This window comes from Stenotrophomonas sp. GD03794 (assembly GCF_029842145.1).
Lineage (GTDB): Bacteria > Pseudomonadota > Gammaproteobacteria > Xanthomonadales > Xanthomonadaceae > Stenotrophomonas > Stenotrophomonas riyadhensis.
Genome location: NZ_JAOCFV010000034.1, coordinates 23197 through 48488 on the forward strand (window position 1 = coordinate 23197; position 25292 = coordinate 48488).

General features: G+C 66.4%; 29 protein-coding genes. 17 read left to right on the forward strand and 12 right to left on the reverse strand.

What is annotated here, in order from left to right:
* Positions 1 to 34: 34 nt before the first annotated feature.
* The 9 genes from N5D91_RS16520 to N5D91_RS16560 all read right to left on the reverse strand — a co-directional run bounded on the left by N5D91_RS16520 (position 35) and on the right by N5D91_RS16560 (position 5780).
* Positions 35 to 427, reverse strand: coding sequence for a diacylglycerol kinase (locus N5D91_RS16520; RefSeq protein WP_008265627.1), 393 nt, complete (start codon positions 425 to 427; stop codon positions 35 to 37).
* An 82-nt stretch (positions 428 to 509) separates the two neighbouring features.
* Positions 510 to 1136 (reverse strand): hypothetical protein, encoded by a 627-nt coding sequence (locus tag N5D91_RS16525; protein WP_180855519.1) that lies wholly within the window; start codon positions 1134 to 1136, stop codon positions 510 to 512.
* Between the two features lie 49 nt (positions 1137 to 1185).
* Positions 1186 to 1713: a nuclear transport factor 2 family protein gene (locus tag N5D91_RS16530; RefSeq protein WP_180855518.1), complete on the reverse strand. Its 528-nt coding sequence runs from the start codon at positions 1711 to 1713 to the stop codon at positions 1186 to 1188.
* 38 nt (positions 1714 to 1751) lie between these two features.
* On the reverse strand, positions 1752 to 2204 hold the full coding sequence (locus N5D91_RS16535) for a hypothetical protein (RefSeq protein WP_180855517.1): 453 nt from the start codon (positions 2202 to 2204) through the stop codon (positions 1752 to 1754).
* A gap of 32 nt (positions 2205 to 2236) precedes the next feature.
* On the reverse strand, positions 2237 to 2827 hold the full coding sequence (locus N5D91_RS16540; RefSeq protein WP_279908789.1) for a hypothetical protein: 591 nt from the start codon (positions 2825 to 2827) through the stop codon (positions 2237 to 2239).
* A gap of 549 nt (positions 2828 to 3376) precedes the next feature.
* On the reverse strand, positions 3377 to 3724 hold the full coding sequence (locus N5D91_RS16545) for an RcnB family protein (RefSeq protein WP_153855518.1): 348 nt from the start codon (positions 3722 to 3724) through the stop codon (positions 3377 to 3379).
* A gap of 161 nt (positions 3725 to 3885) precedes the next feature.
* Positions 3886 to 4917: an ACR3 family arsenite efflux transporter gene (gene arsB / locus N5D91_RS16550; RefSeq protein WP_180855522.1), complete on the reverse strand. Its 1032-nt coding sequence runs from the start codon at positions 4915 to 4917 to the stop codon at positions 3886 to 3888.
* 14 nt (positions 4918 to 4931) lie between these two features.
* Positions 4932 to 5435, reverse strand: a complete 504-nt coding sequence (locus tag N5D91_RS16555; protein WP_180855516.1) for an arsenate reductase ArsC — start codon at positions 5433 to 5435, stop codon at positions 4932 to 4934.
* A 15-nt stretch (positions 5436 to 5450) separates the two neighbouring features.
* Positions 5451 to 5780 carry a winged helix-turn-helix domain-containing protein gene (locus tag N5D91_RS16560; RefSeq protein ID WP_065723473.1) on the reverse strand — a complete coding sequence of 110 codons (330 nt, stop codon included), beginning with the start codon at positions 5778 to 5780 and terminating at the stop codon, positions 5451 to 5453.
* Between the two features lie 17 nt (positions 5781 to 5797).
* Here N5D91_RS16560 and arsH point away from each other — a divergent pair, with 17 nt between their 5' ends.
* Positions 5798 to 6526: an arsenical resistance protein ArsH gene (gene arsH, locus N5D91_RS16565; RefSeq protein WP_110712549.1), complete on the forward strand. Its 729-nt coding sequence runs from the start codon at positions 5798 to 5800 to the stop codon at positions 6524 to 6526.
* Positions 6527 to 6556: 30 nt separating this feature from the next.
* Here arsH and N5D91_RS16570 read toward each other — a convergent pair whose 3' ends face one another.
* A complete protein-coding gene (locus N5D91_RS16570; RefSeq protein WP_110712548.1) occupies positions 6557 to 6967 on the reverse strand; it encodes a helix-turn-helix domain-containing protein in 411 nt (136 codons plus the stop codon).
* Positions 6968 to 7051: 84 nt separating this feature from the next.
* Between N5D91_RS16570 and N5D91_RS16575 the strand changes: the two genes are divergently transcribed.
* Positions 7052 to 7681, forward strand: coding sequence for a cation transporter (locus tag N5D91_RS16575; RefSeq protein ID WP_180855515.1), 630 nt, complete (start codon positions 7052 to 7054; stop codon positions 7679 to 7681).
* Positions 7682 to 7801: 120 nt separating this feature from the next.
* Here N5D91_RS16575 and N5D91_RS16580 read toward each other — a convergent pair whose 3' ends face one another.
* A complete protein-coding gene (locus tag N5D91_RS16580) occupies positions 7802 to 8176 on the reverse strand; it encodes a hypothetical protein (RefSeq protein WP_180855514.1) in 375 nt (124 codons plus the stop codon).
* A 567-nt stretch (positions 8177 to 8743) separates the two neighbouring features.
* Here N5D91_RS16580 and N5D91_RS16585 point away from each other — a divergent pair.
* Positions 8744 to 9073, forward strand: a complete 330-nt coding sequence (locus N5D91_RS16585; protein ID WP_094000759.1) for a hypothetical protein — start codon at positions 8744 to 8746, stop codon at positions 9071 to 9073.
* On the opposite strand, the gene N5D91_RS16590 is transcribed toward N5D91_RS16585, so the two are convergent.
* Positions 9067 to 9471, reverse strand: coding sequence for a ribonucleotide reductase subunit alpha (locus N5D91_RS16590; RefSeq protein ID WP_094000758.1), 405 nt, complete (start codon positions 9469 to 9471; stop codon positions 9067 to 9069). The genes N5D91_RS16585 and N5D91_RS16590 overlap by 7 nt on opposite strands.
* A 194-nt stretch (positions 9472 to 9665) precedes the next feature.
* Here N5D91_RS16590 and moaA point away from each other — a divergent pair, with 194 nt between their 5' ends.
* The 14 genes from moaA (at position 9666) to N5D91_RS16660 (ending at position 25240) form a co-directional block, all read left to right on the forward strand.
* Positions 9666 to 10646: a GTP 3',8-cyclase MoaA gene (gene moaA, locus N5D91_RS16595; protein WP_180855513.1), complete on the forward strand. Its 981-nt coding sequence runs from the start codon at positions 9666 to 9668 to the stop codon at positions 10644 to 10646.
* Between the two features lie 8 nt (positions 10647 to 10654).
* Positions 10655 to 11650 carry a bifunctional molybdenum cofactor biosynthesis protein MoaC/MoaB gene (moaCB, locus tag N5D91_RS16600; protein ID WP_110712544.1) on the forward strand — a complete coding sequence of 332 codons (996 nt, stop codon included), beginning with the start codon at positions 10655 to 10657 and terminating at the stop codon, positions 11648 to 11650.
* Positions 11650 to 12903, forward strand: a complete 1254-nt coding sequence (gene glp / locus N5D91_RS16605) for a gephyrin-like molybdotransferase Glp (protein WP_180855512.1) — start codon at positions 11650 to 11652, stop codon at positions 12901 to 12903. Before moaCB ends, glp begins: the two co-directional genes overlap by 1 nt.
* Complete coding sequence (locus N5D91_RS16610) at positions 12903 to 13163, forward strand: MoaD/ThiS family protein (RefSeq protein WP_049462752.1); 261 nt, start codon at positions 12903 to 12905, stop codon at positions 13161 to 13163. The genes glp and N5D91_RS16610 overlap by 1 nt, the downstream gene beginning before the upstream one ends.
* A 3-nt stretch (positions 13164 to 13166) precedes the next feature.
* Positions 13167 to 13667, forward strand: coding sequence for a molybdenum cofactor biosynthesis protein MoaE (locus N5D91_RS16615; RefSeq protein WP_110712542.1), 501 nt, complete (start codon positions 13167 to 13169; stop codon positions 13665 to 13667).
* A gap of 33 nt (positions 13668 to 13700) precedes the next feature.
* On the forward strand, positions 13701 to 14249 hold the full coding sequence (locus tag N5D91_RS16620) for a molybdenum cofactor guanylyltransferase (RefSeq protein WP_180855511.1): 549 nt from the start codon (positions 13701 to 13703) through the stop codon (positions 14247 to 14249).
* The gene (locus N5D91_RS16625) at positions 14246 to 14611 is read left to right on the forward strand and encodes a hypothetical protein (RefSeq protein WP_071227930.1); all 366 of its coding nucleotides are present in this window, start codon (positions 14246 to 14248) and stop codon (positions 14609 to 14611) included. The genes N5D91_RS16620 and N5D91_RS16625 overlap by 4 nt, the downstream gene beginning before the upstream one ends.
* A gap of 145 nt (positions 14612 to 14756) precedes the next feature.
* Positions 14757 to 16175, forward strand: coding sequence for a NarK family nitrate/nitrite MFS transporter (locus tag N5D91_RS16630; protein ID WP_180855510.1), 1419 nt, complete (start codon positions 14757 to 14759; stop codon positions 16173 to 16175).
* A gap of 72 nt (positions 16176 to 16247) precedes the next feature.
* Entirely contained in the window at positions 16248 to 20054 is a 3807-nt protein-coding gene (locus N5D91_RS16635) for a nitrate reductase subunit alpha (RefSeq protein ID WP_180855509.1), read from the forward strand.
* Positions 20054 to 21598 carry a nitrate reductase subunit beta gene (gene narH, locus N5D91_RS16640; protein WP_110712538.1) on the forward strand — a complete coding sequence of 515 codons (1545 nt, stop codon included), beginning with the start codon at positions 20054 to 20056 and terminating at the stop codon, positions 21596 to 21598. Before N5D91_RS16635 ends, narH begins: the two co-directional genes overlap by 1 nt.
* A complete protein-coding gene (narJ, locus tag N5D91_RS16645; protein WP_180855508.1) occupies positions 21598 to 22278 on the forward strand; it encodes a nitrate reductase molybdenum cofactor assembly chaperone in 681 nt (226 codons plus the stop codon). The genes narH and narJ overlap by 1 nt, the downstream gene beginning before the upstream one ends.
* Entirely contained in the window at positions 22275 to 22982 is a 708-nt protein-coding gene (gene narI / locus N5D91_RS16650) for a respiratory nitrate reductase subunit gamma (protein WP_010485313.1), read from the forward strand. The genes narJ and narI overlap by 4 nt, the downstream gene beginning before the upstream one ends.
* A 3-nt stretch (positions 22983 to 22985) precedes the next feature.
* On the forward strand, positions 22986 to 23885 hold the full coding sequence (locus N5D91_RS16655) for a peptidylprolyl isomerase (protein ID WP_180855507.1): 900 nt from the start codon (positions 22986 to 22988) through the stop codon (positions 23883 to 23885).
* Between the two features lie 23 nt (positions 23886 to 23908).
* Positions 23909 to 25240, forward strand: coding sequence for a nitrate/nitrite transporter (locus tag N5D91_RS16660; RefSeq protein WP_014037437.1), 1332 nt, complete (start codon positions 23909 to 23911; stop codon positions 25238 to 25240).
* Positions 25241 to 25292 lie beyond the last annotated feature (52 nt).

Below are 25292 nucleotides of genomic sequence, written 5' to 3' on the forward strand. Positions count from 1 at the left end.
AGCGTTGGGTCACATCCGGCGGCTTGGGTGTGACCTAGCCCAGCAGGATCACGCCCCACACCGTGCCGACCATGAGCAGCGCGGTGGTCTGGGCGGCGCTGCCCATGTCCTTGGCGTTCTTGGACAGCGGGTGGTGGTCCAGCGAGATGCGGTCGACCACCGCTTCGATGGCCGAGTTGAGCAGCTCCACCAGCAGGCTGATGAAGCAGACGGCCAGCACCACGGCCCGCTCGATCGTGCTGATGTCCAGCACGAACGCCGCGACCATCAGCAGCGCATGCAGCAGCAACAGCTGCCGGAAGGCCGCTTCGCCACGGAAGGTGGCGATGAAGCCGTCGCGCGAATGGATCAGCGTGTGGAAGATGCGGCGAAGGCCGGTCTTGCCATGCGGGTACTTGCCGCTGTCCCTGGGGTGAGGTGGCTGCATGCGGGTTCTGCCATGAATTGACCTCACGACAGGATGTGCAGGCGGGCGTCGGGAAAGCGTCGGACGCCCGTTGGATTTTCCTTCAGCCGGCCTGGCGCTGCGCCTGGATGGCCTGGTCGAGGGCATCCAGATGGTCGGTCGGCGAGGCCAGCCATGCCGGGTATGCCTCGGTCTCGATGAAGGCGGAGGAACGCAGCACATCATCGAACGCTGGATTGTCCTTCTGCGGATGGCGCAGCAGGCCCGACATCAACCCGCAGATACGGACTGCGGCCTGGAAGGCGCCCTGCAACGAACCGGCCGGCTCGGTCACCGTGTTGAGGAAGGCCGCATAGGCCGGGCCATCGAACACGAAATCCTCGCGGTTCTTGAACGCTTCGCCGCTGAGGTTGGCTTCGCCGGAGACGTGCCGAGAAAATCCCCAGGACCAGATGTCGAGGAAACGCAGGTCATCCAGCATCCGGCGCGCATCGTCATCCAGTGGAACGGCACCGGACAGAGCGTGTTCCAGCGTCACCGCCGCGAAGGGCTCGGTGCCCTGGTGGGCCAGGAAATCGCTCAGGCAGCGCAGCGCACCGGGATGATGCGGGTCCAGTTGCAGCGCACGGTAGATCACGCGGGCGCCTTCCACATGGCGGCCCTGGGCGATGAAGATGTTGAGCGCGTGGTGGGCGAGCTGGTCGGCGTTGAGGTCGGCAATCCGGGTCATCGGGTCTGGCTGGCAGGGACGAACGGTGGGCACCAGTCTGACAGATCACTCATTCGGCCGGGCTGCGTGAATCGCGGATCGAATAGATCACCGAGAAGATCTTCCAGCCCTGTTCGGTGCGGATCAGCTGCCACATTTCCTTGCCCCAGTTGGCCTTCACTCCATCGTCTTGGAAGCTGTAGTCAAACGACACCGAGGCCACATCGCCATCCGTCTCGATCTTCGTGTTGGAGAATGTCTCCTCCTTCGGTTTCGGCGACGCAACGACGCCGTCGATCAGCGCGATGAAGTTGTTGGTGGGAATCCGCCGTGCCTTGATCGCATCGGGCTTGGCCTTGCGGATGTCCTGCAGGCGCACATCCTCGGAGACAAACTGCCAGCCGATGTCTTCCGGTTTGTCGGAGAAAAACAGGCCCATGTAGGTCGGCTTGTCCTTGTTGATCAGCGAGGTGCGGAAGGATTCGACCACCTGTTCGATCGCTTTGACGTCGGCGGGAGCGTTCTTCGCGGCGTAGGCCGGCAGGCACGCCGGGAGGAGGAGGGCGAGGGCGGCGAAGCGTGCATGTGTGATGGACATCGGTGAATCCTGATGGGAAGAATGGCTGCGCAAGCGCATCAGCGCGGGTACGCCCGCCAGAAAAGCACGCGGTCTTCGTTTCTGCTCACCGCCACGAAAACCGATTTCCCGAGCTCTGGCGTGCAGCGAAAAATCCTGTACGACCCGTTGAGCGCCCCCTCACCCGGCCACCAGGATCGATCGAACGCAACAGGATCGCTGTCGCCGGATGTGGTCGCTTGGCAATCGGCAGGCAACTTCAGCAGCACCACACGGGGCTTGGTGAACGCCAGCGCGCTGGTGTTTGAATCCAGATCGTGTACTTCACGCAGGTTGGTCGCTTCGTGGGGCACCCAATCGGGAATCCATCCCTTGTTCACCCTGTCGGCGTCGATGGCCTGCTGCAGGGTGTCGAACGAACTGTCCATCACCAGTCCGCAGGCGCTGAGCGCCGTGCAGACCGTCAATGGAAGGATGGATCGCATCCTGGTCCAGTTGGCGAGTGCAAACATCGTCCTTGCGTCCCCGTGGAATGCCGTCGGACCTATCGGGTCAGCGCGTCGAACAGGCGATTCCGGTCCGCATCGCTCATCGACCAGCTCTGTCCGAGCGGGGCCATGCGAACGGATTCGGTCCGGCCGCAGGCCCGGTACTGCCAGGTTTCCGAACCATCGGGCTGGGCTGTCACGTCGATGCCCTCCAGGCGTGCGCACTGCAGCCGGGCCAGCGCCATCGGCGCGAAGTGCAGCATGTAGTGCTGCACCCGGTCGGCCGGCATTGCCGTTCCGGCAGGCAGCGGATGAGCCGGGCCATATTCGGCGAGCAGGCCAACGCAGGTCGCCGCGGCGGACAAGGTATTGCGACCGAAGGCGCGGGAGGCATCCCGCTCCACGCCTTTTTCCAGCGCCTTGCCTTCCTTGCTGCCGGCATAAGCCTCGGCCGCCTGCCGCTGCGCAGCGTCGAGCGTCGACAGCCAGTGCTGGCGGCCCTCCTGCAACTGCAGTTCCAGGCCGGGCAGCGTCTTCTGGCAGCGCGCGGCGATCGCCTGTGTCTGCACGAAGTCCTGGCTGCGATCACCGGGCGTTGCAGCCGGCGATGCGGCCGCCGTGGCCGCCGTGAGGGCCATGCAGGCCATGACCAGGCCACATCGCATTCCATTGCGCATCCTGCACCTCATGGAGAGTTTGACGGCGCACGCTAGCACGGATGCTGGGCGGCGCAACAGGCCGGTGCCGGCCTGTCCGTGGCGTACATTGCCGGTTGCTCGGCGATCTCGGCGAGGCATTGCCATGCGCTTGCCGTGGTCCCGGTCGGGGGGCAGGGCACAGGTCATTCGGGCGCTGGGGCAACCTGACGTGGTGGAGCACGCCGGTATTCCCTTTACCTGTTATGCAAGCAGTGGATGCAGTGGTCGCTGTGCGCAGCGATGGTGGTATGAGAACCGGTTGGGCCTGGATACCGAAGCCTGGTCGGTGGAGCTGGATGCTTCTGATCGCGTGCTCGCAACGTCGCGCTGGACATCACCGTAGGCTGAGCACACGGGAGATATCCATCCGCCTGCTCTTTGGTGATCGGGCTCTTTGCCGCGGTGTTGATGTGCGGGAACATCTCATTGCGGCCCAGCATGAACGCCGGGCCGCATCGCAGGGGTAATTCGCCGCGTGTGGAGAAGCTGCAAGTCGCTTCAGCGATGCAGCGCGTCGATGATCAAGCCGGTGGCGATCTCCACCAACAGGTACTCGTTATCGGACTGGCGCACCCAGCGCCGGTCGCGGCCCGGCTCGCGCAGGTGATAGCGCGCGTAGTCGTCCACCCAGTAGCGGCGGTCCACTTCCGCCCATGGCAGGCGCTCGCCGCGACGCCAGGCCTTCTTCTGCCAGCCCGGCGGCGGTGCATCACGGTTGTGCGGGCCACCGGCGTGCGGCGGTGGCCCGTTGCCGCGCGCATGGTGCGGCGGATCAGCGAAGGCGGGTGCCACGGCCAGCGCGGCAGCCGTGGTCAACGCAATGGCGAACAAGCGTGCGGTGTTCATCGCAACCTCCGGGCTTTGCCGCTGCATGCGGCGTGGTGCCGTGGAGTATGGATCAAGGAACGTGAACGGACTTCTGAACTGTCACCTTCGCAGCAGGGCGCTTTCCACTGCGCTGCAACTGGCGGCTCGGGCGCGACGCCGCCGCCTCCGGCATGGCCGCCTCAAGCGCGCTCGCGCGCCTCATACCAGTTGCGTGAGCGGTTCACGATCTTCACCACCGAAAGCATCACGGGCACTTCAATCAGCACCCCCACCACCGTAGCCAGCGCCGCGCCGGAGTGGACACCGAACAGGCCCACGGCCGTCGCCACCGCCAGTTCGAAGAAGTTGCTGGCGCCGATCAGTGCCGACGGCCCGGCCACGCAGTGCGCCACACCCAGGCGCCGGTTGAGCAGGTAGGCCAGGCCGGAGGTGAAATAGACCTGGATCAGGATCGGGACCGCGATCACCGCAATCACCAGCGGCTGCTGCACGATCTGCTGGCCCTGGAACCCGAACAGCAGCACCAGCGTCAGCAGCAGTGCCGACAGTGACAGTGGCCCCAGCCGGCGCAGCGCCGCCTGCAGCCCGGGCTGGCCATGGCGTGACAGGATCCAGCGGCGCAGCAACGCGGCCACCAGCACCGGCACCACGATGTACAGGCCGACCGACAGCAGCAACGTATCCCACGGTACGGTGATGGCCGACAGCCCCAGCAGCAGCGCCACCACCGGCGCATAGGCCACCACCATGATCGCGTCGTTCAGTGCCACCTGGCTCAGTGTGAAGTTGGCATTGCCGCGGCACAGATTGCTCCACACGAACACCATGGCCGTGCAAGGCGCGGCGGCCAGCAGGATCAGGCCGGCGATATAGCTGTCGATCTGGCCGGCGGGCAGCCAGTCCGCAAAGACGTGGCGCAGGAAGAGCCAGCCCAGCAGCGCCATCGAGAACGGCTTCACCGCCCAGTTGATGAACAGCGTCACCCCGATGCCTTTCCAGTGCTGCCCCAGCTGGCGCATCGCACCGAAATCCACCCTCAGCAGCATCGGAATGATCATCAGCCAGATCAGCACCGCCACCGGAAGGTTGACCTTGGCCATTTCAGCCGCCGCCAGGGAGGCGAAAGCACCTGGCAGGAAGTGCCCGAGCAGCGTGCCGGTGATGATGCACAGCGCGACCCAGAGCGTCAGGTGGCGCTCGAACAGGCCCATGGGTGCCGCTGTGCTCATGGCGTGCGCGCTGCCGGCAGCAGGTGGCCGATCTGGTCCAGTGCCCGCTGCAGCATTCCGCGGTCTTGCCACACGTGCCCGGGCAGCGCCAGCAGGGCCTGCACGCGTGCCTTCACGATGGCATGCGCATGGGCGAAGGCGGCAGCCTTGTCGGCATCGCTGCCCTCTACCTCGGCCGGGTCCGGCAGGCCCCAATGGCTGCGGATGAAATCACCGAACACCACGGGGCAGGCTTCCGCTGCCGCCGCATCGCAGACGGTGATCACCAGATCCATCGGAGCCGCGTCGGTGAACTCGTCCCAGGATTTGCTGCGCAGTCCCGCGATCGGGATGCCTTCGGCGCGCAGCTGTGCAAGCGCGAACGGATTGACCTGGCCGGTCGGGTGGCTGCCGGCACTGAAGGCCGTGAAGCGGTCGCCGCCCCATGCGCGCAGGGTGGCTTCGGCCAGCACGCTGCGGGCGCTGTTGCCGGTGCAGAGAAACAGGATGGAGCGGGACATGGTGGCGTTTCCGAATCAGCAGCTGCAGGGATTGCCTGACGGGGTGCATTGTTCGCTGGGCGAACCGGCGCAGCAGTTGTGCGTGAGGTACTCGATCAGGCCGGTCATTGCGCTGAAATTCGCGCGGTAGCAGACGTGGCGGCCCTGGCTCTCGCTCTCGACCAGGCCGGCCTGTACCAGTTCCTTCAGGTGGAAGCTGAGGGTGGCGGGAGGAACCTGGAGCGCTGCGGCGATGTCGCCGGCCATGCGACCGGCCGGGCCGGCTTCGACCAGCAGGCGGAAGGCTGCCAGGCGGGTGGCGTGGCCGAGTGCGGTGAGCGCGGCGATTGCATTTGATGTTTCCATATTTCTAGAATAGTCGAATGAATAAGCCAATCACAAGTCCTTTGCTGCCCCATCTGAGGCAAGCCTCGCTTCCCCAGCCGGATCACCAGCGGTTGGCCGCCGAACGCCAGGGGCCGCCACGCATCCTGCTGCTGTACGGCTCACTGCGGCCGCAATCGTTCAGCCGCAAGCTGGCACTGGAGGCCGAACGCCTGCTGCAGCATCTGGGCTGCGAAACGCGCGTGTTCGATCCACATGCCTTGCCGCTGCTGGACAGCGTGGACAAGGGGCATCCGGAAGTGCAGCGGTTGCGCGAGTGGTCGCACTGGTCGGAAGGACAGGTGTGGGTCAGCCCGGAGCGGCACGGCACGGTGACCGGCGTGTTCAAGAACCAGATCGACTGGCTGCCACTGGAAGACGGCAGCGTGCGGCCGACCCAGGGCAGGACGCTGGCGGTGATGCAGGTCTGCGGCGGTTCGCAGTCGTTCAACACGGTCAATACGTTGCGGGTACTGGGCCGCTGGATGCGCATGCTGACCATTCCCAACCAGTCGTCGGTGGCCAAGGCCTGGCAGGAGTTCGACGAAGACGGACGGATGAAGCCCTCGCCCTACTACGATCGCGTGGTGGATGTGGTCGAAGAACTGGTGAAGTTCACGCTGCTCACCCGCGGCCGCGCCGACTACCTCGTGGACCGTTACAGCGAGCGCAAGGGCGATGCGTTGGCGGCGGAGCTGGCGCAAGCGGCGGGAGCGACCGGCGTCTAAGGCGGGTGCCGAATCGCGTGCGGTTCCTGCTCAGCTAGCCGGCGCAGGCTGCAGGGCTTCCAGTACCCGGCAGTCGGCCACGCGCCCGCCGGGGCAGTTGCCGATCATCCGCTGCAGTTCGCCCTGCAACGCCTGCAGGTCGTCAATCCTGCGCGCGATGTCGGCAATGTGTGCCTTCACCACGTCATCCACCGAACTGCACTGGTGCTCGCGTTGTTCGCCGAAGGCGATCAGTTCGCGGATCTGCTCGATGGCGAACCCCAGCTCGCGCGCACGGCGCACGAATGCCAGCCGCCGTTGATCCTGCGCGCCGTAGCAGCGGTAGTTGCCCTGCGAACGCAACGGCGGCTGCAGCAGCCCGATCTTTTCGTAATAGCGGATGGTCTCTGCCTTGGTGCCGGTGTGGCGGGCCAGTTGGCCGATGGTAAGTGGGGCTGTCATGGGCTTGACCTTGTAGGGGCTACAAGGTTGATAAAGGCAGCTCCCTTTCATTTCAAGCCCGGGCACGCCCGGCGGAGCGCCCCCATGGACCAGTGCTGCGGCCACAAGCGCCAGGAGCTGGCATCGATAGCGCTGCACAGCGCCCAGCGGCGGGTGCTGGTAGCGGTGCTGGCAATCAATCTGGCGATGTTCTTCATCGAGTTCGGCGCGGGCCTTGCCGCGCGATCCAGTGCCCTGCAGGCCGATGCGGTCGACATGCTGGGAGATGCCATCGTCTATGGCCTGAGCCTGTGGGCGGTAAACCGGGGCGCGCGCTGGGAAGCGGGCGCGGCGCTGGCCAAGGGCCTGCTGATCCTGGCCTTCTTCGTGTTCATCGTGTTCGAAGTGGCCGGAAAGCTGGTCAACGGGGTGCCACCGTCCAGCACGCTGATGCTGGTGTTCGGTGGCATTGCCCTGGTGGCGAACCTCACCTGCGTGGCGCTGCTGTGGCGTTTCCGCAGGTTGAACATCAACATGAAGAGCACGTTCGAGTGCTCGCGCAATGACGTGGCCGCGAACCTGGGGGTGCTGGTGGCCGCAGGTGGCGTGGCCATGACCGGGCGCGGTTGGCCGGATATTGTCGTCGGCGCAGTGATCGCCTTGTTGTTCCTGAGGTCGGCAGTGAGCGTGATCGCTGAAGCGTGGCCGGCATGGCGGGCAGCACACCGCCAGTGACTCAGTTGCGGTGGTGGCTGCCCGCTCAGGTCGCCACGTGTTGACTGCGTTGGTCGATCAGCATCACCGTTTCCTGCAGTGCATGGGCGCCCATCACCGCTTCCGGATAGCGGGTGCCGATCAGCCTTCAGGCTGCAACCGCCCCACCGCCTGCGCGCACAACGACTGACAGGCCATGACCAACCCCTCCATCACCCGGTCGCCCACGTATTGCTCGGGTTCGCCATTCTGGCGGGTGCGCTCCGCCGCCAGCAGCATTTCCAGCACCACCCGCAATCCACTTAACGCGCAATCGGCATCGGCCAGGGCCAGGCCGCGGCCGGGGAGTTGATGCCGCTCCGGCCAGGGTTGGCCATCGGCCGCCGCACCGGAGCCGATACGGTTGAGATTGGCAATGAAGGTGTTCCTGTCCACTGCAGGCGCAGCCTGTGGCGAACCGTCGTCGTGGGTGGTGCCGTGGTCGGCGTGCAGGTGCGGGAAGTTGGATTTGTTCATGGCAAGGCTCCGTGCAGGGCAATCGGTAGCCGCCACCCGAAAGGTGGCGGGCGGTACGTGGTTCGAATCCGGGTTGGCCTCAAGCCGGCGGGCGCGAACGCCCCCAACGCACCGCCCGCCATAGCCGGCAGACGGATTGCCAACCGGCGCCACGCATGGTGACGCCGGTTGGCAAGCGCACTTACTCAAAGCCAACACGGGATTCGAAGCCCGGCCACCCTTTTCCGGTGGCGCGCCATCTGAGCCCCTGGCGCTGTGCAATGCCAATCAGAAGAGTTGCAAACATCACTCGATTGGAGACGCTTTCGGCATTCTCCCACGCTGTTAAGCACCGCCAGCGCGGGCTGGCGCGGTGATCCGCCCGCACCGTGCAATCTGCGACAGACGTCGAGGTTGGGGGAGGGAAGGGCGCGGGTTGGGCGGGGCGATGGCGACAGGCTCCGCGCGAGCCTGAGTCGAGCGTCGCTGGGCCCCACCGGCGCCAAAGCGTGACGTGCGACTCGGGTTGACGTTCCCAGCCACCAAGCGCAGGCTGGTCCGGCACGTTTCCTAACCAGAAGGAGACTTATGACTGCCACCGCTTCCCTGCACCCGGCGCCCGATACCCCGGGGCGTTCACGGCTCTGGAGTGTGTTCTGGCTGCAGGGCGTCATTCCCAGCAACATTCTGTGGGCCGTGGCCCTCTGGGCGTTGGCCAACCAGCGCACGTCGCTGCTGCTGGGGGTGTTCGCCGTGTTGCTGCTCTATACCGGCTGGATCATCCCGGCGGTGTGGCGCGCGGCGCCCACCGCGCACAACCCCAACCTGGGCGTGGCCGCGCGCGGGCTGACCGTGGCCTGGGGGCTGAACACCGTGCTGGTGATCTTCTTCCTGACCCTGCAGCTGGTGGCTCAATAGAACTGAACAGGCTCGCCGCCCCGGTCGAAGGCGGCGAAGCGGCCGATCTGACCGTCATGGATGGCGTTGACCATCAGCTGCAGCGGGCGAGCGGCTTCATCGCTGTTGGGCGCGAAACCGGCGCGGCCGTCCAGCGCCGCCACGAACACCAGGTCCCACTCGATGCCGGTGGTGGTCGATTCGGTCGCCAGCGCCAGGAAACTGGGCACCTCGGCCGGCAGCTTGTCCACGCACAGCACCGGCGACAGGGTGCCGCCCTCGCGGCGATCATGCCGGTCGCGCTGGTCGCTGGTGGGCGATTCGGGCAGCTCGGCGCGCACGAATACGAACAGCAAGCGTTGCGGTTCAGCCTGCTGGCCTGCGGCGTGCAGCAGCTGCTGGAAATCGTTCATCATCATGAGGGTTGTCACACGCCCGCTGCACGGAAAGCCGCATGCTGCCATAACGCCTGCCGCGCGGGGCCGAAGACGATTGATTTAAGTCATGCCCATGGAACTGACTGCCGCGTACTCTGGCAATCGTTCCAGCAGACGAGGGTTTCCGGGCCGTTCCGGGCACAGGCAAGACGGTGGAGCAACAAGGTGGACCAGCCATGAGCCAACTCACCGACGGTTTCGGACGCAGCTTTCCGTACCTGCGCCTGTCGCTGACCGAAGCCTGCAACTTCCGTTGCAGCTACTGCCTGCCCGACGGTTACCAGGCCGATGGCCGCCCGCGCTTCCTGCAGGTGGATGAAATCGCGCGCCTGGTGCGTGCCTTCGCGGCGCTGGGCATGAGCAAGATCCGCCTGACCGGCGGCGAGCCCAGCCTGCGCAAGGACCTGGACGAGATCATCGCCACCGTGGCGGCGGTGCCGGGCATCCGCAAGGTGGCCATCACCACCAATGGCACGCTGCTGCCGCGGCGACTGCCGGGCTGGCACCGCGCCGGCCTGACTGCGCTGAACGTGAGCATGGACAGCCTGCAGCGTGAACGCTTCAGGACCATCACCGGGCATGACCGCCTGCCGGAGATCGAACAGGGCCTGGCCCTGGCGCAGGCGCTCGGCCTGCCGGCGATCAAGCTCAACGCGGTGCTGTTGCGCGGCCTGAACGACGACGAGCTGCCGCAGTGGATGGACTACCTACGTGACCGCCCCTTCAGCGTGCGCTTCATCGAACTGATGCGCACCGGCGACAACGAAGCCTATTTCCAGCGCCACCACCTGGGCGCCGACGTGGTGATCGAACAGCTGCTGGCGGCCGGCTGGCACGAGCGTCCGCGTGCGGCCGATGCCGGCCCGGCGCGTGAGTTCGGCCACCCCGACCATCGCGGCAGCATCGGCATCATCGCCCCGTATTCGCGTGACTTCTGCAAGGGATGCAACCGCCTGCGGGTGACCGCCAAGGGTGACCTGCGGCTGTGCCTGTTCGGCGAGTTCGGCGTGCCGCTGCGCCCGCTGCTGCAGAGCGACGATGACCACGACGCGCTGCTGGCGCGCATCACCACACAGCTTGGCCTGAAAGCGGCCGGGCATGGACTGCACCAGGGCCAGACCGGGCTGACCCCGCACCTGGCCTCCATCGGAGGATGAGCAACACGATGAGTGGGGAATTGAATGCGGCCTTCCACATGGCCGATGTCCGCGACAAGCGCATCACCCGCCGCCGTGCGGTGGCGGTCGGCGAGCTGCATGCCGGTCCGGTGGCCTATCCGCTGATCGTCGAGCGCCGCCTGCCCAAGGGCGATGCGCTGGTGATGGCCGAGATTGCCGGCCTGCAGGGCGCCAAGATGGCCTCGATGCTGATGCCGCTGTGCCACCCGCTGCCGCTGGAACTGGTGCAGGTGTTCTGCGCGCCGGTACCGGAACGGCAGGCGATCCGCGTGTGGTGCGAGTGCGCCAGCGAGGCGCGCACTGGCGTGGAGATGGAGGCACTGGCTGGCGTCAACGCGGCGCTGCTGACCCTGTACGACCTGAGCAAGCCGGTGGAGCCGGCCCTGCGCATCGAGGGCATCCGCCTGCTGTTCAAGGAAGGCGGCAAGCGCGGTGTGTGGCTGCACCCGGATGGCATGGACGATGCCGAGCGCGCGCGTTTCAAGCCGCGCGCGCCGAAGGGGCTGGAGGGCGCGGCCTGCGCGGTGATCACGCTGAGCGATCGCGCCAGCGAAGGCACCTATGAGGATGTGTCCGGCCCAACCCTGGTAAGCGGCCTGAAAAAGCTGGGCGGTGAGGTCGTGGCCGCCGAGATCTTGCCCGACGGCATCGAGCCGTTGGCTGGCCGCCTGCAGGCACTGGCCGCCGAGGGCGTGCGCCTGTGCCTGTGCACCGGCGGTACCGGGCTGGGCCCGCGTGACCTGACCCCGGAGGCGCTGCGTTCCTTGAACGCACGGCCGGTGCATGGCCTGGCGCAGATGGTGCGGGCACTGAGCGCACAGCACACGCCGATGGCCTGGCTGAGCCGCGCCGAGGTGGTGCAGCTGGGCAACATGCTGGTGTTCGCACTGCCGGGCAGCCCGAAGGCGGCGGCGCAGTGCCTCGATATTCTGGCGCCGGTGCTGGGCCACGCTTTGGCGATGGTCGATGGTGGTGGCCACTGATGATTGCCTATAGCGAAGCCCTGCAGCACCTGCTGGATGCGGCCACGCCGCTGCCGGCCGAGCGCCTGCCGTTGCATGAGGCCGGCGGCCGCACTCTGGCCAGTGACATCATCAGTGGGCAGTCGCTGCCGCCGTTCGACAATTCTGCGATGGACGGTTTCGCGCTGCGCGCCAAGGGCACGACGTTCGAGGCTGGTACCGAATTCGCGGTGCAGGGCTGGCAGGCGGCCGGCGATGCCGGTGCCGAAGGCGGCGAGGGTGCCTGGGAAATCATGACCGGTGCGCGCATGCCGGTTGGGCTGGATACGGTGGTGCCGGTCGAGAACGTGGAGATCCTCGCCAGCGAGGAAGGACGCCCGACCCGCATTGCCCTGAAGGGCACGGTGAAGCCGGGCCAGAACGTGCGCCTGCGCGGCCAGGATGTACGCGAAGGCGAGCGCGTGCTGCAGGCCGGGCAGGTGCTGGACATCAATGCGCGCACCCTGCTGCATGCCATCGGCGTGGGCCAGGTGGCGGTGGTGGCGCGGCCGAAGGCGGCAGTGATCGCTACCGGCAAGGAGTTGGTGACCGAGGCGGCGCAGACGCTGGAATCCGGCCAGATCCGTGACAGCAACCGGCCGTATCTGGTTGGCCGCCTGCAGGCCGCCGGTGCCGAAGTGGTGTGGCAGGGCACGGTGGGTGATGACGTGGCCGCGTTCAATGCGGTGCTGGATGACGCGCTGGCTGCAGGCGCGCAGCTGCTGATCAGCACGGGCGCGGTGTCGGCCGGCCGCTACGATTTCGTTCCCGATGCGCTGCGTGGACGTGGTGCGCGCATCGTGTTCCACAAGGTAGCGATCCGCCCCGGCAAGCCGCTGTTGTTCGCGGTGCTGCCTAATGGTGCGCTGTATTTCGGTCTGCCCGGCAACCCTGTGTCGGCCGCCGTGGGCCAGCGCTTCTTCGTCGAGCCGGTGCTGCGGCGCCTGCTGGGGCTGGCACCGGAAACCGTGTTGCAGTTGCCGCTGCAGGCCGACGTGCGCAAGCCGCCGGGCCTGCGCTTCCACGCGCGTGCGCGGGTGGAAGTGGACGCTCAGGGCCGCCTGAGTGCGCGCGTGCTGTCCGGGCAGGAGTCGTTCCGTTTGATGTCCATGCTGCAGGCCAACGCCTGGGTGGTGCTGGAGGCCGAGGGAGACCTGGCCAACGCTGGCACCTACGTGCGCGTGCAGGGCTGGGGTCACCATGACCCGGTGCAGCTGGCGGGCCAGGAGTCATGATGAAACAGGTGAATCTGCAGTTGTTTGGTGCGTTTTCCGATCTGGATGCCAGCCGCGAGATCGCGGTGGAGGTGGCCGGTGGCACCGTGGCCGATCTGCGCCAGGCGCTGCGCGAGCTGCTGCCGACGCGTTGGCCGGGTTTCCGCGCTGGCCTGCTGGACTACTCGGCGTTCGCCGACCAGCAACGCGTGCTGCGTGACCACGAAGCGCTGCCCGACGATGGCCGGGTGGCGATCCTGCCGCCGGTAAGCGGGGGCTGAGCGATGAGCGAGAAGATCATCGCCAAGGTGGTGGACCGCGCGCAGGCGGCGATCGATCCGGCCGAGGGCATCGCTGCGGTGTCCGATCCGGGTTTCGGTGGCATCGATGTGTTCATCGGCAAGGTGCGCGACGTCAATATCGGCCGGCCGGTGACCGGGATCACCTACGACCTGTTCGAGCCGCTGGTGTTGAACGAGTTCAAGCGCTTGGCCGCGGAGGTCGAGGCGACGTTCGGTCCGAAGCTGAAGCTGTATGTGGCCCATGCCAAGGGCCGGTTGGGCATTGGCGATGTGGCGGTGGTGGTGGCTGCGGGCAGCCCGCACCGGGACGAGGCGTTCCGTGCCTGCCGCCAGTTGATCGAGGTGGTGAAGCACCAGTGCCCGATCTGGAAGCAGGAGCATTACGAGGACGGCGACAGCGAGTGGAGCGAGGGTTGCAGCCTGTGCCATGCGGACAGCGAGCCCGCACATGCCCATGACCATGCGCACGACCACCACCATTGAGTCCGCTGCAGCCACGCATGGCGTGGCTCTACCATGAATGGAGCCATCAACGGCATCGTGCTGGCCGGTGGCCTGTCCAGCCGGATGGGGCGCGACAAGGCGCTGCTGCCGTGGAAGGGGCGCACCCTGCTGGAACACATGCGTGGCCTGCTGCTGCAGGCTGGCGCCGGTCGGGTCTGGGTGAGCGGTGACTATCCGGCCTTCGGCGGCATCCCCGATCAGGTAGCGCGCTGCGGCCCCCTGGGTGGACTGCACAGCGTGATGCAGCAGATGCCCGACAGCCCGGCCTGGGTGGTAGCGGTGGATACGCCGTTGCTGGCGCCACGGCTGCTGCAACGGCTGGCTGCCGAGGGGCAGGGCGCATGCACGATCTTTGACGGGCATCCCTTTCCCATGCGGTTGAATGTGGACAATGCCACTCGTAGCGTGCTGGCCGCGATGCTGGATGATGCGGACGGGCCGCGCTCGGTACAGGCCTTCCAGCGCCGCCTGCAGTTGCACGCGCTGCTGCTGGAAAGCGTTGACGAAGCCTGCCTGGTCAACTGCAATACCCCCGAACAATGGGAGGATGTTGCGTCATGAAAGTGCAGTTGCAGGATCAATCAGTACGGCTTCGCCTGGACGAGGCCGAACTGGCGCGCCTGCTGGCCGGTGAATCGGTCGAAAACATGACCCGCTTTGGCGGCATCGAGGGTTGGGGCATGGCGGTGTCGCTGCATGGCGGTGATCAACCGGTGCTGCTCGATGGCGGCACCTTCTGCCGCCTGGTACTGCCGCGCCCGGCAGTCGAGGCCTTGGCGGCGCGGCTGCCGTGCCGGGATGGGCTGCCCTTCGACATTGCCCTGGAAGACGGCAGCCAGCTTCAGCTGCAGTTCGATGTGGACGTGCGCGACAGCGTGCGCCAGCGCGGGGTGACCCGCCGCACCATCGCACCATCGGTTTGACATTTGTCAGGGGCACGGTGGAAACCGGCCCCTGATTGATCCAGATCAACCCCGTCGTTGTTGCTGCGCGGCCTAATGGCTGCATGACGACGGGTCACAACTTGAAACGCAGTACCCACGTCATTCCACAGCCTTGGAGCCATGTATGACCGTCGGTAGCGATCCTGTTGTCCGCAGCACTGCCCGTCCGGGTCGCGTCATCAGCGACTGGACGCCGGAAGATCCCGGCTACTGGGCGCGCACCGGCAAGCGGGTTGCTACCCGCAACCTGGTCATCTCGATTCCCTCGCTGCTGCTGGCCTTCTCGGTCTGGGTGCTGTTCTCGGCGGTGTCGATCAGCCTGCCGAAGATCGGCTTCAACTTCAGTACCGACCAGCTGTTCTGGCTGGTGGCGCTGCCCAGCCTGTCCGGCGCCACGCTGCGCATCTTCTATTCGTTCGTGATTCCGATCTTCGGTGGCCGCCGCTGGACCGCGCTGTCCACGGCCTCGCTGCTGGCGCCGACGCTCTGGCTCGGCTTTGCGGTACAGGACCCGGCCACGCCGTACGGGGTGTTCGTGGCCATCGCGATCCTGTGCGGGTTCGGTGGCGCGAACTTCTCGTCGTCGATGTCCAACATCTCCTTCTTCTACCCCAAGCAGAAGCAGGGCCTGGCGCTGGGCCTGAACGCCGGCCTGGGCAACGTGGGCGTGTCGGTGGCGCAGGCGGTGATCCCGCTGGTCATCACCGTGGGCGTGTTCGGTGCGCTGGGTGGTGCACCGCAGCCCACGGTGGAGGGTGGGGCGCCATTGTTCCTGCAGAACGCCGGCTTCATCTGGGTGCCGGCCATCGCGCTGTGCGCCATCGCGGCCTGGTTCGGCATGAACGACCTGACCAGCGCCCGCTCGTCATTCTCCGAGCAGGCGGTGATCTTCCGCCGCAAGCACAACTGGCTGATGTGCTGGTTGTACATCGGCACCTTCGGTTCCTACATCGGTTTCTCGGCCGGCTTCCCGATGCTGGTGAAGAGCCAGTTCCCGGATGTGAACCCGCTGGCCTACGCCTTCATCGGCCCGCTGCTGGGCGCACTGATGCGCTCGGTGGGCGGCAGCATGGCCGACCGCTGGGGTGGCGCACGCCTGACCTTCTGGGTGTTCGCGCTGATGATCGCGGCCGTGTTCGGCGTGCTGCACTTCCTGCCCAGTCACGGCCAGGGCGGCAACTTCCATGGCTTCCTGCTCAGCTTCATGGCGCTGTTCGTGCTCAGCGGCATCGGCAACGGCACCACCTTCCGCATGATCCCGGTGATCTTCCGCACCCTGCATGAGCGCTGGTCGGCCAACGACAACGCCGAGGGCAAGGCTACCGCCGCGCACCAGGCCAGCATCGAGTCGGCCGCGGTGGTCGGTTTCTCCGGTGCGATCGGTGCCTATGGCGGTTTCTTCATTCCCAAGAGCTACGGCTCGTCCATCACCTTGACCGGCAGCCCCGACATGGCGCTGTACGGATTCGTTGTTTTCTACGTCACCTGCCTGGCCGTGACCTGGTGGTGGTACTACCGGCGCGGTGCCGAGACACCCTGCTGACGACATGAAAACGCACCGCAGCCAGATGACACACACAGCCACGATGCCGATGTCCGCAAAGGGAGATCCCCGATGAGTTATTTCCTCGATCGCTTGCAGTTCTTCAAGCGTGACCCCCAGACCTTTGCCGATGGCCACGGATTCGCCAAGAGCGAAGGCCGTGACTGGGAAAACAGCTACCGCGCCCGCTGGCAGTACGACAAGATCGTGCGCTCCACCCACGGCGTGAACTGCACGGGTTCGTGCAGCTGGAAGATCTACGTCAAGAACGGCCTGGTCACCTGGGAAACCCAGCAGACCGATTACCCGCGTACGCGCCCGGACCTGCCCAACCATGAACCGCGTGGCTGCCCGCGTGGCGCCAGCTATTCCTGGTACCTGTACAGCGCCAACCGGCTGAAGTACCCGCTGATCCGCGGCACGCTGCTGCGCCTGTGGCGCGAAGCGCGCAAGGGCAAGGCCCCGGTCGATGCCTGGGCCAGCATCGTGGAGGACAAGGAGAAGGCGCGTTCGTACAAGGCCCGCCGCGGCATGGGCGGCTTCGTGCGCCTGCAGTGGGAAGAGGCCAACGAGATCATCGCCGCCTCCAATCTGTACACGGTGAAGCAGTACGGCCCGGACCGCGTGGTCGGCTTCTCGCCGATCCCGGCGATGTCGATGGTGTCCTACGCCGCCGGTGCGCGTTACCTGTCGTTGCTGGGCGGCGCCTGCCTGTCGTTCTATGACTGGTACTGCGATCTGCCGCCGGCCTCGCCGCAGATCTGGGGCGAGCAGACCGACGTGCCCGAATCGGCCGACTGGTACAACAGCCGCTACATCATCGCCTGGGGCTCGAACGTGCCGCAGACGCGCACGCCCGATGCGCACTTCTTCACCGAGGCGCGCTACAACGGCACCAAGACGGTGGCGATCTGCCCGGACTATTCCGAGCTGGCCAAGCTGACCGACCATTGGCTGCACCCCAAGCAGGGCACCGATGCGGCGCTGGCCTTCGCCTTCGGCCATGTGATCCTGCGCGAGTTCCACGTCGATTCGCCCTCGCAGTACTTCCAGGACTATTGCCGCCAGTACTCGGACATGCCGATGCTGGTGCGCCTGGAACGCCGCGACGACGGCCGCCTGGTGCCGGGCCGCTTCCTGCGCGCCAGTGAACTGGGCGGGCTGGGCGAAGCCAACAACCCGGACTGGAAGACGCTGGCCTATGACGAGACCAGCGGCCAGATCGTGGTGCCCAACGGCTCGATCGGCTTCCGCTGGGGCGAGAAGGGCAAGTGGAACATCGAGGAAAAGGAAAGCAACGGCGCCGAGACGCGCCTGCGCCTGAGCCTGGCCGATGGCCATGAGGGCATCGAGGCGGTGAGCTTCCCGTACTTCGGTGGCATCGAGACCGACGGCTGGACCGCCGCACCGGCCGACGACGTGCTTGAGCGCAACATCCCGGTGCGTCGCCTGGCCCTGGCCGATGGCGGCGAGACCCTGGTGGCCACGGTCTACGACCTGCTGCTGGCCCAGTACGGCGTGGACCGTGGCTTTGGCGGCGGCAACGTGGCATCGAGCTTCGACGACATGGTGCCGGGCACGCCTGCCTGGCAGGAACGCATCACTGGCGTGTCGCGTGCCGAGGTGATCGAGATCGCCCGCGAGTTCGCGCGTACCGCTGACAAGACCCATGGCCGTTCGATGATCATCGTCGGCGCGGGCATGAACCACTGGTTCCACAACGACATGAACTACCGTGGCCTGATCAACATGCTGATCATGTGCGGTTGCGTGGGCCAGACCGGTGGTGGTTGGGCGCACTACGTGGGCCAGGAGAAGCTGCGCCCGCAGACCGGCTGGCAGCCGCTGGCGTTCGGCCTGGACTGGAGCCGCCCGCCGCGCCACATGAACGGCACATCGTTCTTCTACTTCAACACCGGGCAGTGGCGCTACGAGAAGCTGCAGGTGGACGAGCTGCTGTCGCCGCTGGCGGACGCGAGCAAGTACAGCGGCAGCCTGGCCGACCTGAACCTGCGCGCGGTGCGCATGGGCTGGCTGCCATGTGCGCCACAGCTGGACCGCAACCCGCTGCAGCTGGTACGCGAGGCGGACGCGGCGGGCGTTGCCCCGGCCGACTACGCGCTGGGCAAGTTCAAGGACGGCTCGCTGGACTTCGCCTTCGCTGACCCGGATGCGCAGCAGAACCACCCGCGCATGATGTTCATCTGGCGCTCGAACCTGCTCGGTTCGTCGGGCAAGGGCCACGAGTACATGCTGCGGCATCTGCTCGGCACGCGCCATGGCCTGCAGGGCAAGGACCTGGGCGAGATGGGGGCGATCAAGCCCGAGGAAGTGACGTGGCGTGACGAGGCACCGGAGGGCAAGCTGGACCTGCTGGTCACGCTCGACTTCCGCATGTGCACCACCGCGCTGTACTCGGACATCGTGCTGCCGACCGCGACCTGGTACGAGAAGGACGACCTCAACACCTCGGACATGCACCCGTTCATCCACCCGCTGTCGAAGGCGGTGGACCCGGCATGGGAATCGCGCAGTGACTGGGAGATCTTCAAGGAGGTCGCCCGCACCGTGAGCGAGATGGCGCCGGGCGTGCTGGGCGTGGAGAAGGACCTGGTACTGGTGCCGACCCTGCACGACACCCCGAACGAGCTGGGCATGCCGTTCGGCGTGGCCGACTGGAAGAAGGGCGAGTGCGAGGCCATCCCGGGCCAGACCATGCCGTCGATGACGGTAGTGGAGCGCGACTACCCGAACCTGTACCGCAAGTTCACCTCGCTGGGCCCGCTGCTGGACACGCTGGGCAACGGCGGCAAGGGCATGAGCTGGGACACGAAGCACGAGGTCGAATTCCTCGGCAAGCTCAACCACACCGTGCACGACGCGGGCGTGAGCCAGGGCCGCCCGGCCATTTCGACCGCGATCGATGCGGCCGAGGTGATCCTGCACCTGGCGCCGGAAACCAATGGCCACGTCGCAGTGAAGGCGTGGGAATCGCTGGGGACCTTCACCGGCCGCGAGCATACCCACCTGGCGGTGGGCAAGGAGCACGAGGCGATCCGCTTCCGTGACATCCAGGCACAGCCGCGCAAGATCATCTCTTCGCCGATCTGGTCGGGCCTGGAGGACGACAACGTCAGCTACAACGCCGGCTATACCAACGTGCACGAGCTGATTCCGTGGCGCACGGTGACCGGTCGCCAGCAGTTCTACCAGGACCACGAGTGGATGATCGACTTCGGCGAGGCCTTCATGGGCTACCGGCCGCCGGTCAACACGCGCACGGTGGAGCCGCTGCTGAACCAGCGCCCGAACGGTAACAAGGAGATCGTGCTGAACTGGATCACGCCACACCAGAAGTGGGGCATCCACAGCACCTACAGCGACAACCTGATCATGCAGACGCTGTCGCGCGGTGGCCCGATCGTGTGGATCAGCGAGGACGACGCGCGCAGTGCCGGCATCGTCGACAACGACTGGATCGAGCTGTTCAACGTCAACGGTGCGATTGCCGCGCGTGCGGTGGTCAGCCAGCGCGTGATGCCGGGCATGGCGATGATGTACCACGCCCAGGAACGCATCATCAACGTGCCGGGTTCTGAGATTTCCGGGACCCGCGGCGGCATCCACAACTCGGTGACCCGCATCGTGCTCAAGCCGACCCACATGATCGGCGGCTACGCGCAGCTGGCGTACGGCTTCAACTACTACGGCACCTGCGGCACCAACCGCGACGAGTTCGTGATCGTGCGCAAGATGGACAAGATCGATTGGCTGGACGATGAACAAGGAAGTTCGAGTGTCGCGGGCGCAGGACGCGCAGGAGCGACCGATGAGCAGCCCGCTGGTGCTTCGGCATCGGCCAGCAAGGAGGTGGTGTGATGAAGGTCCGTGCACAGATCGCGATGGTGCTGAACCTGGACAAGTGCATCGGCTGCCATACCTGCTCGATCACCTGCAAGAACGTCTGGACCTCGCGCGAGGGCGTCGAGTACGCCTGGTTCAACAACGTGGAAACCAAGCCGGGCATCGGCTACCCCAAGGAATGGGAGAACCAGGACAAGTGGAACGGCGGCTGGGTGCGTACCCGCGCCGGCAAGCTGGTGCCGCGTGCCGGTGGCCGCTGGCGCATGCTGGCCAAGATCTTCGCCAACCCGGACCTGCCGCAGATCGACGACTACTACGAGCCGTTCGATTTCGACTACCAGAACCTGCACACCGCCAAGGACAGCCAGCACCAGCCCACCGCGCGGCCGCGCTCGCTGATCAGTGGCGAGCGCATGCAGAAGATCGAGTGGGGCCCGAACTGGGAGGAAATCCTGGGTTCGGAGTTCAGCAAGCGCTCGCGCGACTACAACTTCGACCAGGTGCAGAAGGAGATCTACGGCGCCTTCGAGAAGACCTTCATGATGTACCTGCCGCGCCTGTGCGAGCACTGCCTGAACCCGGCGTGCGTGTCGGCGTGCCCCTCGGGCGCGATCTACAAGCGCGAGGAAGATGGCATCGTGCTGATTGATCAGGACAAGTGCCGCGGTTGGCGCATGTGCGTCTCGGCCTGCCCGTACAAGAAGATCTACTACAACTGGAAGAGCGGCAAGTCAGAGAAGTGCATCTTCTGCTACCCGCGCATCGAGATGGGCGAGCCGACCGTGTGCTCGGAAACCTGCGTGGGCCGTATCCGCTACCTGGGCGTGATGCTGTACGACGCCGACCGCATCGCCGAGGCGGCTTCGGTGGCCGCCGAGAAGGACCTCTACCAGGCCCACCTGGACATCTTCCTGGACCCGAACGACCCGGCGGTGATCGCCGCCGCGCGCAAGGAGGGCATCCCGGACAGCTGGCTGGATGCGGCCAGGCAGTCGCCGGTGTACAAGCTGGCCATCGACTGGAAGCTGGCGCTGCCGCTGCACCCGGAATACCGCACGTTGCCGATGGTCTGGTACGTACCGCCGCTGTCGCCGATCCAGTCGGCTGCCGAACGTGGCCGGGTGGGCATGAGCGGCGAGCTGCCGGACGTGGCCTCGCTGCGCATCCCGATGCGCTACCTGGCCAACCTGCTGACGGCGGGTGACGAGGCGCCGGTGGTGCGCGCGCTGGAGCGGCTGATGGCGATGCGTGCCTGGCGCCGGGCCAAGAACGTAGACGGCGTGGAAGACACCGCGGTGCTGGAACAGACCGGGTTGAGCATCGCCCAGGTGGAAGAGATGTACCGCTACCTGGCCATCGCCAACTACGAGGACCGTTTCGTGATTCCGACCGGCCACCGCGAGTACGCCAACGATGCCTTCGGCGAGCGCGGCGGCTGCGGCTTCACCTTCGGCAACGGCTGCAACGGTGACAGCCCGGCCGACCTGTTCGGCCAGCGCAAGAGCACCACCTTCGTGGTGGACAAGGGGCCGAACCACCGCCGCAAGGAGGTGGTGTGATGAGCGTGCTCAAGCTGGTCGGGGTGTTGCTGGATTACCCCCGTGAAGAACTATGGCAGCACGGCGAGGAACTCCTCGCCGCCTGCGACGACCCGGCGCTGGGCGCCGCCCGCCGCCAGCAGCTGCGCAGCTTCGTGCAGCAGCTGCTGGCTACCGATGCGCTGGATGCGCAGGCGGCGTGGCTGGCCAGTTTCGACCGCGGCCGCTCGATGAGCCTGCTGCTGTTCGAACACATTCATGGCGAGTCGCGCGACCGTGGCCAGGCCATGGTCGATCTGGTCGAGACCTACCGCCGCAACGGCTTTGAACTGGATGCACGCGAGCTGCCGGACTACCTGCCGCTGCTGCTGGAGTTCCTGGCCCATCGCCCCGGCAGCGAGGCCCGCGAGTGGCTGCACCACATCGGCCATATCGCCGGGATGCTGGCAGCGCGTGCCGCCGAGCGTGAGCTGCCGCACCGGGTGCTGTTCGAGATCCTGGTCGAAGCCGGTGACGGCAAGGCCGATCTGCAGGCGCTGCGCAAGCGTGCCAGCGAAGAAGTCCGCGACGATACCGCCGAGGCCATGGACCGCTTGTGGGAGGAGGAGGCGGTGCGCTTCGGCGCCGAAGCACCCTCCGAAGACTGCAAGCCACCCGTGCGTTCGCCGGCCCGTCCTTCGCATCGAGAGGTCCAGCCATGAGTTACTCCCTGCATCAATTCGCCTTCCAGTACTACCCGTACATCGCCGTGGCGGTGCTGCTGATCGGCAGCTGGGCCCGCTATGACAAGGCCATGTACACCTGGCGCACCGGCTCCAGCCAGATGTTGTCGGACAAGGGCATGCGGATCGGCAGCAACTGCTTCCACATCGGCATCCTGGCCATCCTCGGCGGCCACCTGGTCGGCCTGCTGACCCCGCACGCGGTGTATGAGCACTTCATCACCTCGTCGCAGAAGCAGATGCTGGCGATGGTGGTCGGTGGTGTGTTCGGCGCGCTGTGCTTCATCGGCATCAGCATCCTGCTGGTACGCCGCTTGTTCAATGCGCGGGTACGGGCCACCGGCAGCTTCGGTGACACCCTGGTGCTGGTGCTGCTGTTCGCCCAGCTGTGCCTGGGCCTGTACAGCATCCGCATCTCGTCCGGCCACCTCGACGGCGGGGTGATGGTGCAGCTGGCCGAGTGGGCGCAGCACATCGTGACCTTCCGTGCCGGTGCCGCCGACTACATCGAGGGCGTCAGCTGGGTCTACAAGATGCACATCTTCCTGGGCCTGACCCTGTTCCTGATCGCGCCGTTCACCCGCCTGGTGCACGTGTGGAGCATTCCGATCAGCTATCTGTGGCGGCCCTACCAGGTAGTGCGCCGCCGCCAGGCCACGCTGCGCTACGGTCCGCGGGAGTAAGCCATGGGCAGCCTGCCGAAATTCCTGCCGATCACCGTGATCGACTCCGCCGCACCGGTGCCTGCCGAGGCGCATTCGCACCACCACGACGCGGCAGAGCAGGGGCCGCGCTCGCTCGGGCAGCCGGCACCGTGCCGGCTGTTCGTGGACGAGACCGCGATCAGCGAGGCCGATATCGCCCGCGAGATGCAGCACCATCGTGCGATGCGCCCGGAACAGTCACGTGCCGAGGCGGCACGTGCCCTGGTGGTGCGCGAGCTGCTGCGGCTGGAAGCGCAGCGGCTGGGTCTGCAGGCACCGGAGGGCAACCGGGTCAGCGACGAGGAAGTGCTGATCCAGCAACTGCTGGAAGACGCGATCGAAGACCGCGTGCCGACCGACGAGGACTGCCGCCGCTACTTCGAGCAGAACCCGGAGCGCTTCCGCTCGCCCGATCGCGTGCGCCTGCGCCATATCCTGCTGGCTGCGCCGGCCGACGACGTGGCCGGGCGCTTCGCCGCACGCAGCGAAGGCGAGCGGCTGGTCGGACTGCTGAAGGAGTCGCCGCACCTGTTCGCCGATTTCGCCCTGCGCCATTCGCGCTGCCCGTCCAGCAGCGAGGGCGGCGACCTGGGCTGGTTGCAGCGTGGGCAGACCACGCCGGAGTTCGACCGCCAGGTGTTCCGCCTGCGCGAGGGCCTGGCCGGTTTCCCGGTGGAATCGCGCTGGGGCTACCACGTGGTCTGCGTCGATGCCCGCGAGGAAGGGCAGCCACAGCCGTTCGCGGCGGTGCTGCCGCAGCTGCGTGATTACCTGGAGCTGCAGGTACGCCAGCGCGAGGTGCAGGCCTACCTGCTGCAGCTGCGGGAACGCTACCCCGTGCGCGGGCTGGACGAGATCGAAGCCGAAGCGGATATCGGCTGACCCCCATTGAACGAGGAGACCCCATGAACCAGGCCCTTGCCCCCGCCAGTGCCGGGCAGCAGCAACGTGCGCTGTGGCTGAGCACGTTCGCCTTCACCGTGTGCTTCGCGGTGTGGATGATCTTTTCGATCATCGGCATCCAGATCAGCCAACAGCTCGGTTTGAACGACACTCAGTTCGGCCTGTTGATCGCCACGCCGGTGCTGACCGGCTCGGTCAGTCGCGTCTTCCTCGGCATCTGGTCCGACCAGTTCGGTGGCCGCAAGGTGATGGTGCTGGTGATGCTGTGTGGCGCCGTGGCCACCTGGATGCTGACCTACGCGCAGACCTACACCCAGTTCCTGATCGCCGCGCTGTGCGTGGGCATCGCCGGCGGCAACTTCTCGGTGGGCGTGGCCTACGTGTCGAAGTGGTTTCCGGCCAGCAAGCAGGGCACTGCGCTGGGCATCTTCGGTGCCGGCAACATCGGCTCGGCGGTGACCAAGCTGTTGGCGCCGCTGGTGATGGTGGCCGCGGGCTGGACCATGGTTGCCAAGGTCTGGGCGGTCGCGCTGGCGGTCACGGCGGTGCTGTTCTTCCTCTTCAGCAAGGAAGACCCGTCGCTGGAACAGCGTCGTCGCGAGGGCGTGAAGCCGGTGCCGTTCGCCGAGCAGATGGCGCCACTGAAGAACCTGCAGGTGTGGCGGTTCTCGCTGTACTACTTCTTCGTGTTCGGTGGCTTCGTGGCGTTGGCGCTGTGGCTGCCGCACTACCTGGTGGGCGCCTACGGCATGGATGTGGGCCACGCCGGCATGCTGGCGGCGTGCTACTCGATCCCGGCCAGTCTGTTCCGCGTGGTCGGTGGCTGGATGTCGGACCGGATGGGGGCGCGCCGGGTGATGTACTGGACCTTCGGCGTGTCGGCCATCTGCACCTTCCTGCTGGCCTACCCGGATACCGAGTACGTGGTGAAGGGCATCCATGGCCCGATCCACTTCCATCTGGCCATCGGTGTGGTGATGTTTACCGTGCTGGTGTTCGTGCTGGGCTTCTTCATGTCGCTGGGCAAGGCCGCGGTCTACAAGCACATTCCGGTGTACTACCCGCAGCACGTGGGTGCGGTGGGCGGTGTGGTCGGCATGATCGGCGGCCTGGGTGGCTTCATCCTGCCGATCGTGTTCGGGGCATTGAACGATGCGGTGGGCATCTGGAGCAGCTGCTTCATGCTGCTGTTCGTGCTGGTGGCGGCTGCACTGGCGTGGATGCATTTTGCGATCCGTCGCATGGAGCGCCGTCACTTCCCGCAGATCGACCGCGAGACCGACCTGCCCGAAGCCATCGATGCGGCCGCGGCCGAGCGGGTGCGCGGCAGGTGAACGGGGTTGCCGGCCAGCGGCCGGCGCTACCGGGACGGTGCGCGGTGGGTGA